The organism is Chryseobacterium sp. C39-AII1, from assembly GCF_039672645.1.
GTDB lineage: Bacteria > Bacteroidota > Bacteroidia > Flavobacteriales > Weeksellaceae > Chryseobacterium.
This window is the reverse complement of the sequence record NZ_JBDFPQ010000005.1, coordinates 273196-285330: the sequence shown is the minus strand read 5'-3', so window position 1 is coordinate 285330 and position 12135 is coordinate 273196. Positions and strand designations below refer to the sequence as shown.

Here is a 12135-nt window from a genome sequence, read left to right as displayed (position 1 = left end):
CCCCCCCCCCCCCCCCCCCCCCCCCCCGAAACAAAAAGAAATGAGCTCAAACAAATGCTGCAATCACGGCTAGGAAGCAGTCGTTCTTTTAATATTTAGTCAACCAAATAAAAAAGAACAAAACCCATTGAGCTCCAGTTGTAATCCAGATTAAATTTCGACTCGGTTCAGAAATACTATTTAAACTTTGAATTGTTTTAATTTTAATAATATCATAAAAATTCAGATTTTCCTGATTAAAATCGATATCATCCATTTTAATTTTTTCCATTCCAAAAACAATGATTTTTTTCAACCATTTATTTTCCGACTTATCGTTTTTAATGGCATTGATAACTTTTAATTTATTTAAAGTAAAATCTCCCGTATTTTTCATGACCTGAGGCTGTTTCTTCTGAACGGCAGATAGTATTTTATCCAAAATTGGAGTAATAACACTTTCAGATTTATCATTAATTAATCTATTTGCAAGCTTCGATAAAATATATTGATTTCCAAGGGTAAAAAATAAAAACGGACTCGCAAAACATGTAATTAGCCAAAGAATAGAACCTACCGGTCTCGACAAAAATACCATAATGAGAAATGGTGCTGCTCCCGCATGACCAGAATGTCCTGCATCAATACCTTTGGTTAAGAGAATAAATTCAATTACAACGAGTAAAATGGTTGAAAAGGCACCTAAAAGATTAATTTTTAAAAAGCTAGAAATAGCAATCGCCGAAAGTTTAGCAATATACTTCAAATTTTCTTTCATGAATGGTTATTTTATTTTTGAGTTTGAAAGATAGCTGTATTCAGAAGAATATTCAAGTTAAAAGCGATTTTTATTATCATTTTTATACAAATAATGATCTTGTAAAAATTTTAGCCCATTTAATATTCAATTTAAATCAAATTATTAGAAACAATATACGACAACGCCTCTGTAATATTATTAACTCCAATTTTTTCGAATAATTTACTGCGATGAAATTTTATGGTATTTGGAGAAACGTAGAGTTGTTTTGCAATCTCATCAATCGTTAAACCTTGCAGATACAATCGTATAATTTCTATTTCTCTCATTTTCAATGTGATTTTATATTCTTGAGTCCATTTTTCGGTGTCGAGATTGTAGCGCCAATAAGAGTCGGAAGTATTTGAAGTTACACATATATTTCCGGCAGTTTTATGTAATGAATAGGAAGCAATGCAGACAATTTTAGAAATATTTCCCTCTTCAGAAATTTCCACAGGAGTAATTTTATGATTGACTAAAATATCCCTGCTATCAGCATTTTTTATATGAAAATCGTAGGTAATGGTATGAGATTTTTTTTCTTCTTCATTGAGGCATTCATAGAATTTAAATCCTTCGGTATGCACTTTTTTTAATATTGTGATATCTTCTTTTTTAGCATATTTCCGAAAGAATTTGTATCCAAGCTTTTCAACTTCAGAAGATTTTAGTCCAGAAAAGAGAAACAGTTTTTCAGAAATAAATTCTATTTTCTGCGTTTCAAGATCTACAATATAGATACTCCCAAAAATGTTTTTACCAATCGCCTGAAGTACATTAAAATACTTTTCTCTGGCTTTTTTATTTTCCAAATAAATATCCTCTTTACAGAACGAATTTATTGCATCCTTCATTATATTTTTGATCTGATTTTGGTGTGATTAAAACTAAAAACGAGCTAAGGGTTATTGAATAAATTTCACCTGAGCTTCAATTTTCATATATGATTATCAGCAAATACTTCATTATAAATAAAGCAGTAAAATGATTTTAAAATCTCCCTTAATTTTGATTTCAGACAAAAAAATTATTATATTTATAAAAATTTATTTTGTGCGTCAAAAGAATTTTTTACTGAAAAAAAATTAAAGAAAGATATTTTATCATATTAAAGTTTTAAATATAGATATATTAACTACAAAACTATACAAAAGTATAGTAATATTAAAATTTTATTAAATTATCTTTATGCACACATTACTAAAGATGTAAATTTTAAAAATAATCCTATTCCAACATGAAAAAATATTTAATAAAAAGTCATTTTACCTAATTTCTCAGGTCCACAATATCACTATTTAGAGAAATAATAAATAGTAGATTTGCCCGCTAGTTTACTGTATATGCACTACGAGAGGCTTTTGCTTCTTGTGGCTATCTTTTATGCTTATTATCTGTCATTAAAATTACAATGACATAAGTTGAGTATTGCCTAATAATTTAAAAATCAAAATCATTAAAATAAAAACCTTCAAATAAAGCACTAAACATTTCATTAAACTCTAAAATATAATTTATATGAGAAAATTTTTACCTATTTTTTTATTTTTATTGGGAACGGTCGTCTTTGGGCAAACCTGTGCCCCACTTCCGGTACCCTTTTTACAATCATTTAGCACGGCTGCACTTCCAACTTGTTGGACGAATCAAAATCCCACAACTACTTCCACCAACGTAAATGTAAAGTGGAAATTTTCGGGATCAGCTGGCTACGGAGCAACAGGGAACGGAGGTAAGCCTGCAGGAACTTTTGCATGGGTAGACGCCTCTACACCAAATGTAAACGAGCATAATGTAGAATTGATCAGTCCAGAAATTAATCTGACGGGATTAACGACACCTTATGTTAAATTTGAATGGTTTAAAGATCATCTTACCGCTTTAAACGGAAGTGTTCCCACTGCGGAAAACAATCAATTAAAACTAGAAGTAAACGATGGCTCAGGCTGGGTGCAAATCTGGGCCAGCAATTCTAACAGCCCCGAATGGAGAACAGTGGGAGTTCCTTTAGCATCAAGCTATGTAGGCGCAACAATTCAGTTAAAATTTACTGTTGATAAAGATGTTCTTAGCGGTGGTGATTTCTATGATGATATTTTATTAGATGAAATACAAGTCATAGAAGCCCCAACGTGTTTTGAGCCTGAAGATATGCCTGTAACGAATATTACACCAAACTCTGCGACCATAAACTGGACAGCTCCTTTGTCTCCGGCACCCGCTCCGGCAAACGGATATGAATATTATTATTCAACAACTAACACACCTCCCGGATCAACCACTCCCGGAACGGCAACAGCAGCATTGGATGCCAGTTTGACTCCTTTAGTAGCAGGAACCACCTACTACTGGTGGGTAAGATCTGTCTGCTCGCCAACAGATAAATCGGAATGGGTAGCAGGCGCAGCATTCACACCAGGGCAAATCGGAGTTGGAACGGCAACTCACGCTTTCCTGCCTGTATATTCTTGCTCGGCATTTAATTATTCTCAGCAAATTTATACTGCTACTGAAGTTGCAGCTGCTGTCGGTACGAATAATTATATAACTTCGGTTAAGTTTTTTGTTTCAACAACAGGCACAGCTCAGGCAAATTATAACCAATGGGTAGTCTATATGGGAAATACTTCTCAGACAGATTTCGCAACAACATCAAGCTGGGTTCCGTCTGCATCATTAACGCAGGTTTATACAGGAACTTTGCCGACAATGACGCCCGGAACCTGGGTTGAAATACCATTAACGACCCCTTTTTTATGGGATGGCACAAGTAATATGGTAATTGCTGTTGACGAAAACTCTACAGGAACTTCATGTACGGCCAATTGGGGAAGCTACTCTACCACGCCAAACCGAGGAATGATTTATTATAATTCAATAACTAATCCGGATCCTACTAATCCGCCAACGGGGATCAGCAGATATTCCGTTCTTCCTAGAATTCAACTGACTGGAACTAGTTTACCTGTATGTACAAATGCCCCACCAACCAATATTACAGTAAATAATATCACATCGACTTCCGCTACTGTTTCATGGGCAGCCACTGCAAATGCAACCTATGTGGTTCAATACAGAACATTACCATCTGGAGCATGGCAAACGATAAATGTTACAACACCATTTACAAATACATTAGTTATTCCCGGACTTACGGAATCTACACAATATGAAGTACAAATTGCAACAATCTGCGGAACTCAAGGGGCATTTTCTACGCCTGTTAACTTCACAACTCCCGCTTTAACCTATTGCACAGCAAATCCGACAACAGTAACGAATGCTTACATCAGTAACATAACGATGGTAGGAACAAACGTTCCTTTAACGAGTAATGATTCGGGATCTTCCACTTATACAGATTACTCTTCAGATCCTACCAAAACTATTACTTTGCTGAGAGGTTCTGTCAACAATACACTTTCAGTTGCAAGAGCAATTGCATCCGGAACATATACAACCAATGCCTGGATCGACTTTAACGGTGACGGAATTTTTGATAATAACCCTTCCACAATAGCAGGTGGCGAAAGAATTATGAATTTAGGCTATTCCAGCACGACTCCTCTTACCGCTAATTTTGATGTTCCAGCCAATGCTTATATCGGAACAAGTAAAATTAAAATGCGCGTAATGACTTATTCATTAACTCCAACCAATGCCTGCGATCCGCTTACAGGAAATGGTGAAGTTGAAGATTATTACATTAAATTTATCGATTTACAACCTTGTACGACGGCAATACCTACTAATATTGCGGTAAATAATATCACTCACAATTCTGCGTATGTATCTTGGTTGCCAACAGCTGGTGCAACCTATGTAATAAGATGGAGAGAGGGAACCACAGGCGCATGGATGCCTTCTGCAGCAGGTCTTACCCTTCCGGCAGGGCAAAGTTATCATACCATTACCGCGCTTAACGAGCAAACTTCTTATCAGGTTCAGGTAGCAACAATTTGTAGCGGAACTCAAGGAGCATTTTCTCCTAGCGTAGGATTTACCACTCCGCCACTGACATATTGCAGTATGACGGGAACAGGAACTAATGATTATATCTCAAATGTAAAAGTTACGCCCGTTAATTTTGCAGAAATGGAAAATGCTTCCGGTCAGACAAATTATATCAATTATACCACTCCTCAAACGCTTATTAATTTGGAAATTGGATCTATTGGAAATCAATTGACCGTTAGTAAAGAATGGCAGGGAACCAATTATTCAGATGCAGTATATGCGTGGATCGATTGGGACAGAGACGGTGTTTTCACAGATGCAGAAAGAATAATGACATCCGCAGCAAGTACAACAACTCCTGTATCTGCTTATTTTGATGTTCCTTCTACCGGAATATATACAGGCTTTTACAATACCACAATGAGGGTTGTTTTAAAACGAAGCAGCGCACCTGTAATGTGCGTAAACCCTGCAAACGGAGAGGTAGAAGACTATGCGGTAAAATTAAGACCATGTAGCAATGCAACACCGGGAAATCCTGTATTCACGAATATCACTCATAATTCAGTAAATATCAACTGGGCTATAGCAACCAACAACACAGCCTTTGTTTTAGAATACAGACCTGTAACAACTCCAGCATCTGCATGGACGACATTGAACCTTTCTATCATAGCAGGAAATCCACCATTATTTATTGATGCATTAACACCAGCAACAACCTACGAAGTAAGAATTGCAGCAGTGTGCGGAGGCACAGGAATAGGCACATACACTCCTGTTCAGGCATTTACTACACGATGCGATCCTACTCCGCCAACATTGGCTATCAGCAATATTACATCGAATTCAGCAGTGGTAACCTGGACTCCTATTGTGCCTAATGCAAACTATATTTTAAGATGGAGAGAAGTAGGAACTACCTTTTGGAACGAACCTACCATTCCGCAACCGCCAGCGAATTCATATACTATTCAAAATCTTGATCCTTTCACGAAATATGAAGTTCAGGTGGCAAATATTTGCGCAGGTGAGACAACGGCAAATCCGTGGTCGAATCCAAAAGTATTTATAACAGAAAGAATTTGCGAAATGCCGCCTCCAGGGCTTACCATTACAGCAATAACTCCAACAACAGCAAATGTTACGTGGGATGCTTTCCCGGGAGCGACTTATATTTTAAGATATAGAAAAGTGGGTATTCCAAGTTGGATCAATGTTCCTGTAAGTACAAATAATTACATGATTACGGGATTATTAGAGCTTACAAAATACGAAATGCAGGTAGCCAATGTCTGCAACGGAACTCCGGCAAACTTCACAAGTTTATATTATTTCACTACGCCAACGGTAGTTTACTGCCCAATGTCATCCGCAACTTCTTCTACAGAATTTATTTCTAAAGTAACGGCAAAGCCAAATGGCAAACCAGAAATGATTAATGAATCTGTAGCATCAACTTATTCTGATTACACCGGAAACAATTTGAAATTCATTGAATTAATTCAAGGTTCAACGGGAAATCAGCTAATTATTGATAAAAATCTTGCGGGAAATGCAGTAGCAGGAGTCGCTGTTTGGATTGATTTTAACAGAAACGGCGAGTTTGATATTGATGAAAGAATTTTGGCAGACGGCCCGAATAATAACCCGACGGCAAGTACCGTTTTCAATGTTCCGAATGATGCTTTCATCAGCTTAACAGATCATAAATATGTTGTGATGAGAGTTGCTTTACAAAAAGACGGAATACCTGTAAACTGTACTAATTTCCAAAGTGGTGAAGTAGAAGATTATACCGTAAGAATTTCTAAAAATAATATTCAAAATAATGTAAATCAGGATGACATTCATATTTATCCAAATCCTGTAAGTACAACTTTGCATATTACAAACATTAGTGCAAAAGCAAACTATAAAATTTACGGTGCTTCGGGAAGATTAATATCAAACGGAGTAATTCTTAACAATTCTATTGATGTAAGCAATCTTATAAAAGGTGTTTATATTATTGATATAGAAGATGTTAAAGGTTCAATTCAGAAGAAATTTATTAAACAATAATTGATTTTCATATTCAAATTATTCTCATATTATTAACTAAAGCGGATTCTTTTTTATAAAGGATTCGCTTTTTTATTTTTATTAAATGTGGATACAATAATAATCTCTACTGACAAACTGTTGTCTTAACAACGCATTACATTTGTTTCATAATTAAATTATTATTTAAAATGAATGTCGTTTCACTAAGAATCATCACAGCGGAGATCGAAAATTTGGTTAAATTTTACGAGCAAATAACAGTTGCAAAAGCCATACAGTATACTCCTGATTTTGCAGAAATTCAAATACCAAATGCCACAATTGCCATAGGAAGTGTAAAAACATTACAGCTTTTCGGAGGAGATCATGTGGCAAAACCTACACAAAACCAAAGTGTTATTATAGAATTTTTAGTTCACGATGTAGATCAGGAATTCGAAAGATTAAAAGAAGTTTTGTCATCTAAAATTGTTCAGGAACCAACAGTTATGCCTTGGGGAAATAAATCCTTATTATTCAGAGATCCGGATGGAAATTTAGTAAATTTCTTTACACCAGTTTCTGAAGCTGCAATTGAAAAATTTAAATCGAAAATGATTTAATAGTTTATTTTAAACGCAAAGTTCGCTAAGATTTTGGCTACTCTACTTTTTTATTTTTCGCTCGCAAGGGCACTTCGTTCAGCAAATGATAACAGAAAGCCTTAGCTGAGTGAAACGCCTTTGCGAACGAAAAATATGCAGAATGAATTTAAAAATTTCTTAGTGACCTTTGCGCTTAAAACAAAAACAGCATCATTAAGATAATAATGATGCTGTTTTTATTTTATTAATTAAATTTTCAGGTTTAATGAAAATTAGCCTTTTGCTTTTTCATCTGTAAAAAACTGAAAACCTTCTTTTCTTTCGATAAGTTGTAAAGGATATAATTTAGGATTATATTCCCCGTTCAACACTTCATTTAAAGCGTGCTTTTTAGACTCTCCGAAAGCAACCACTAAAATATTTTCAGCTTTATTAATAATTGGAGCCGTTAAAGTAATTCTGAACATTTCCTGAGGTTTCAGATAATAAGCATCAACCCATTTTTCTTTCTCCTCCAAAATGGCTTCACCAGGGAATAACGAAGCGGTATGGCCGTCATCTCCCATTCCTAAAAGAATAAAATCAAAAATACCTTCTTCACCAAGAATATTTTTAATATCCTGTTCGTATTCTTTAGCATAATCTTCAGGCTCTATACCATCCTTATACATCGGAAAAATATGATCTTTACTCACCGGAACTTTATTAAAAAGAGCTTCAAAAGTCATTTTAGCATTGCTTTTCTCATCATTCAGAGAAACCCATCTTTCATCGACCCAGAAGAAATAAATTTTATCCCAGTTTATTTTTTGCGAATATTCTTCAGTTGCTAATAAATTGAAAATAGCTTTTGGAGAAGAACCTCCGCTTAATGCTACAACAAATTTATCGTGCTTTTGAATTGCCTTTTCTGAAAGTTCAACAAAAGTATCTGCCGCTTTTTTATATAATGTATCTAAATTATCAAATACTGTAATCATTTTTATTGATTTAATTAAAATTTTAAACCCAATTATGCCCTTGTCTTTCCGTTAAAGCAAAACTATCCTGTGGGCCCCAGCTTCCCGCTTCATAATTCGGGAAAGAAGAATCTTTGGTATTTTCCCAAGCTTCCTGAATTGTTTTCACAACATCCCAAGCCTCTTCCACCTGATCAGAACGCATAAACAGCGTAAGATCTCCCAAAAGCGCATCTAGCAACAAGGTCTCATAAGCTTCCGGAGTATCTTCCTGACAGGCAAAATAATCGAAAATCATTTCTACAGGTTTTAAATCTAATGAAAGACCAGGCATTTTAGTCATAAACTGCAACCTGATATCCATCAACGGCTGAATATTGATAATCAACCGATTAGCAGATAAAAGCTGAGAACTTTCTGAAAAAGTAGAATGCGGAAGCGGTTTAAACTGAATCGTAATATAAGAATGTTTTTCTTTCATTTTCTTACCTGTACGCACATAAAATGGCACATTTTGCCATCTCTCGTTATCCAGATAGAATTTTACGGCAGCAAAAGTTTCTGTATTAGAATCGGGAGCAATCCCCTCTTCCTGACGATAACCTTTAGCTTTTACTCCATTTACTGTTCCTTTTCCGTACTGGCCTCTCACGGCATAATGATCTACTTTATCAGGCGAAATTCTGCGAATAGATTTCAAAACATCAACTTTACGATCTCTGATTTCGCCAGACTCCAATGAAGCAGGAGGTTCCATGGCAACCATACATAAAATCTGAAGCAAATGGTTCTGAATCATGTCTCGTAAAGCTCCTGTCTGCTCATAAAAGCTTCCTCTGGTTTCTACCCCGACCTCTTCAGCAACGGTAATTTGCACAGATTCAATATGTTCATGATCCCATAAAGGTTCAAAAATAGAATTCCCGAATCTGAAAGCTAAAATATTCTGCACCGTTTCTTTACCTAAATAATGATCGATACGGTAAATTTGCTCTTCCTCAAACGTTTCTGCTAAAAGACTGTTTAATTCGATAGCCGATTGTTTATTATGACCAAATGGCTTTTCAATAATAATACGATCTTTCTGAGGATCAGATGCTAACGATGTATTTTTAATATGATTTGAAATCGTGGAAACAAAATTCGGACCTATAGAAAGATAGAACAACCTGTTCCCTCTTGTACCGTAAACTTTGTCAAATTTCTCCAGCTTTTCATGTAAATTCTTGTAAGAAGCTTCTTCGTCCAACTGATGTTGAAAATACGTGATATGAGCCTGAAAACCAGCCCAATCTTCTGAAGTTATTTTTTTTCTTGAAAAGTTTTTAAGATTATCTTTGATATAATTTTTAAAATCTTCATCAGTATTTTCTGCCCTTCCTAATGCTACAATATTGAAGCCTTTAGGCATTCTGCCATCGATATATAAATTATAAAATGCCGGAAAAAGTTTTCTTTTTGCCAGATCTCCTGTAGCTCCAAAAATAATAATGGTTGTAGGCTGCAAGATTTTATTGTCGTTCATTTTTTTCCGAATTTTAATTATTTACGCTTTGCCAAATAGTATGGAAAACCCCTTCTCTGTCTGCTCTTTGGTAAGTATGTGCTCCAAAATAATCACGCTGAGCCTGAATTAAATTCACCGGCAGAGATTCTGTAGTATAAGCATCAAAATATCCTAAAGCCGTCTGAATTCCTAAGCTTGAAATACCGTTCGAAACAGCAAAAGAAGCCGTATTTCGTAATGATTGTACTTTTGATTTAACAATGTCTGAAATTTCTTTATCAAGCAAGATATTCGATAAATTAGGATCCTGAGTGTATGCAGAATAGAATTTCTCTAACAATACAGAACGAATGATACAACCGCCTCTCCAGATTTTTACCACATCTTTCAACGGAATATCAAAACCGTATTCATCAGAAGCTTTTACCAATAAAGCCAAACCTTGCGCATAGCTAATTAATGTTGATAAATAAAGTGCTTCACCTACTTCTTTAATGAATAACTCTACATTTTCAGGTGTAGAAATTTCGTTTTTAGCATATAATTGAGAAGCTTTTACCCTTTCATCTTTATAAGCCGATAAAATTCTTGCAGTCACCGCAATATCAATAGTTGGGATAGAAACTCCGATTTCCATCGCTTGCTCAGAAGTCCATTTTCCTGTACCTTTTGCTCCGGCTTTATCCAAAATTTTGTCAACAAGATATCCTTCTTCCAAATCATCTTTTTGCTGAAAAATATCTCTTGTGATTTCAATTAAGAATGAATTCATTTCGCCATTATTCCATTCTTTGAAAACTTCGTATAGTTGATCGTTATTTAAATTAGCTCCTTTTTTAAGCAAATCATACGCCTCACTTATCAATTGCATGATGGCATATTCAATTCCGTTATGCACCATTTTCACATAGTTTCCAGCAGAACCTTTGCCCATATAAGCTGTACAAGCCTCTCCTTCTACTTTTGCCGAAATAGCTTCCAGCATCGGCTGAAGAAGATTAAACGCTTCCTGATCTCCACCCGGCATAATGCTCGGCCCTCTTCTAGCGCCACTTTCACCTCCGGAAACTCCAATTCCCATGAAATGTAATTTTTTTGATGCTAAATCAGCAATACGTCTGTCGGTATCTTTAAAATAAGAATTTCCTGCATCAACCACGATGTCGCCTTCGCTTAAAAGAGGTGTAATATTTCCCAAAACAGCATCTACAGGTTTTCCTGCGGGCACCATAAGAATTATTTTTCTGGGAGTTTCTAAAGCGGCTACAAATTCTTCTAAAGAACCCGTACCCTTTACTTTCATTTCTGAAGTAGCTTCGTCACCAAGTTCTTTTATTTTTGCAGCATCGAGATCAAATCCAGCGATTGAAAAGCCGTGATCAGCTATATTATAAAGAAGGTTACGCCCCATGACACCGAGCCCCACCATACCGTAGTTATATCTTTCCATTTTGCTTACTTTAATATGAATTCTATTATACGGAGTATAAAATTACGTAAATACACTTAAGTAAAAAAATAAATTGAAGGAAAAAATAAAGTCTCGATTAGCATCTATCTCATTTATAAGCTCATACCTTCTATTGATTTTTTCTAAGTTGAAAATCATTGATTTTATTTTTATATAAAAAAATCCTGATTTTTATCAGCTCTCTCATAAAGGATATATAATTTTTTAAGAAGCTAAATTTCAACAGGTCAGGTTCAGAAAAAGCATTTATAACACTATTAATATTCCCAATTGTGTGACTTTAACATAACTTTAATACTCAAAAACTATAATAAAATCGACCCAGAAAGTGGTTATTTGTTAGAATTAAACCTATATTTGCGGAAATTTAAATTCATGAACTATAAACTTGAGCTTAATACTCAGGAACCAAACTCTAACATTGTTTTTAATACAATTATATTTGATTCGTTCAAGGTTAATATAGTAGAAAGATATGCTGGGCCAGCGAGGTCTCGTAAATTATGCGAAGCATTGTTTAAAGTAAGAACTTTAGACGATCAACTCATGGCAAAAAGAGATGGTAATTTTAGAGTAAAAATTAAAGGAGATGAGTTTGAGGCTTATCTGCAGTTAAGAAGACAATTAGATTCTTACGAATACAAAAACAAATTAATCAACAGAAAAGATGTTGACCAGAACTACGTTCACTTCTTTTTAAGCCTGTTGATTGCTAATTACGATCTTAATTAGTTTTCAATAAACTTTGAAACAATATAAATACTCTTTATTATATTTTATACAAATATGATAAAGAGTATTTCTGTTATTATTATATTTTAATTGGGTAT

8 protein-coding genes are annotated in these 12135 nt (G+C 34.9%); 3 read left to right on the top strand and 5 right to left on the bottom strand.

Annotated features, from left to right (window positions below):
- Positions 1 to 88: 88 nt before the first annotated feature.
- Together ABEG63_RS10985 and ABEG63_RS10980 are read right to left on the bottom strand one after the other, a co-directional pair.
- Positions 89 to 757, bottom strand: a complete 669-nt coding sequence (locus ABEG63_RS10985) for a hypothetical protein (protein WP_346584743.1) — start codon at positions 755 to 757, stop codon at positions 89 to 91.
- Between the two features lie 131 nt (positions 758 to 888).
- Positions 889 to 1635: a LuxR C-terminal-related transcriptional regulator gene (locus ABEG63_RS10980; protein ID WP_346584741.1), complete on the bottom strand. Its 747-nt coding sequence runs from the start codon at positions 1633 to 1635 to the stop codon at positions 889 to 891.
- 664 nt (positions 1636 to 2299) lie between these two features.
- On the opposite strand from ABEG63_RS10980, the gene ABEG63_RS10975 reads away from it, so the two are divergent.
- Positions 2300 to 6802, top strand: coding sequence for a fibronectin type III domain-containing protein (locus tag ABEG63_RS10975; RefSeq protein WP_346584739.1), 4503 nt, complete (start codon positions 2300 to 2302; stop codon positions 6800 to 6802).
- Positions 6803 to 6972: 170 nt separating this feature from the next.
- Complete coding sequence (locus ABEG63_RS10970) at positions 6973 to 7386, top strand: VOC family protein (protein WP_346584737.1); 414 nt, start codon at positions 6973 to 6975, stop codon at positions 7384 to 7386.
- Between the two features lie 254 nt (positions 7387 to 7640).
- Here the strand turns inward: ABEG63_RS10970 and pgl are convergent, their stop codons facing one another.
- From pgl to gndA, 3 genes are read right to left on the bottom strand one after another with little or no spacing between them, the layout of a single operon-like run.
- Positions 7641 to 8348 (bottom strand): 6-phosphogluconolactonase, encoded by a 708-nt coding sequence (gene pgl / locus ABEG63_RS10965; protein ID WP_346584736.1) that lies wholly within the window; start codon positions 8346 to 8348, stop codon positions 7641 to 7643.
- Positions 8349 to 8370: 22 nt separating this feature from the next.
- Positions 8371 to 9852 (bottom strand): glucose-6-phosphate dehydrogenase, encoded by a 1482-nt coding sequence (zwf, locus tag ABEG63_RS10960; protein ID WP_346584735.1) that lies wholly within the window; start codon positions 9850 to 9852, stop codon positions 8371 to 8373.
- A 13-nt stretch (positions 9853 to 9865) separates the two neighbouring features.
- Positions 9866 to 11284, bottom strand: a complete 1419-nt coding sequence (gene gndA, locus ABEG63_RS10955; protein ID WP_346584733.1) for an NADP-dependent phosphogluconate dehydrogenase — start codon at positions 11282 to 11284, stop codon at positions 9866 to 9868.
- Positions 11285 to 11680: 396 nt separating this feature from the next.
- Between gndA and ABEG63_RS10950 the strand changes: the two genes are divergently transcribed.
- Positions 11681 to 12037: a prevent-host-death protein gene (locus ABEG63_RS10950; protein ID WP_267406615.1), complete on the top strand. Its 357-nt coding sequence runs from the start codon at positions 11681 to 11683 to the stop codon at positions 12035 to 12037.
- The last annotated feature ends 98 nt before the right edge of the window (positions 12038 to 12135 follow it).

What these genes read in the sequence shown, in the direction of transcription:
- gndA (WP_346584733.1), bottom strand. Translation starts at nt 11,284, where the DNA reads ATGGAAAGATATAACTACGGTATGGTGGGGCTCGGTGTCATGGGGCGT.
- pgl (WP_346584736.1), bottom strand. Translation starts at nt 8,348, where the DNA reads ATGATTACAGTATTTGATAATTTAGATACATTATATAAAAAAGCGGCA.
- ABEG63_RS10980 (WP_346584741.1), bottom strand. Translation starts at nt 1,635, where the DNA reads ATGAAGGATGCAATAAATTCGTTCTGTAAAGAGGATATTTATTTGGAA.
- ABEG63_RS10970 (WP_346584737.1), top strand. Translation starts at nt 6,973, where the DNA reads ATGAATGTCGTTTCACTAAGAATCATCACAGCGGAGATCGAAAATTTG.
- ABEG63_RS10975 (WP_346584739.1), top strand. Translation starts at nt 2,300, where the DNA reads ATGAGAAAATTTTTACCTATTTTTTTATTTTTATTGGGAACGGTCGTC.
- ABEG63_RS10950 (WP_267406615.1), top strand. Translation starts at nt 11,681, where the DNA reads ATGAACTATAAACTTGAGCTTAATACTCAGGAACCAAACTCTAACATT.
- zwf (WP_346584735.1), bottom strand. Translation starts at nt 9,852, where the DNA reads ATGAACGACAATAAAATCTTGCAGCCTACAACCATTATTATTTTTGGA.
- ABEG63_RS10985 (WP_346584743.1), bottom strand. Translation starts at nt 757, where the DNA reads ATGAAAGAAAATTTGAAGTATATTGCTAAACTTTCGGCGATTGCTATT.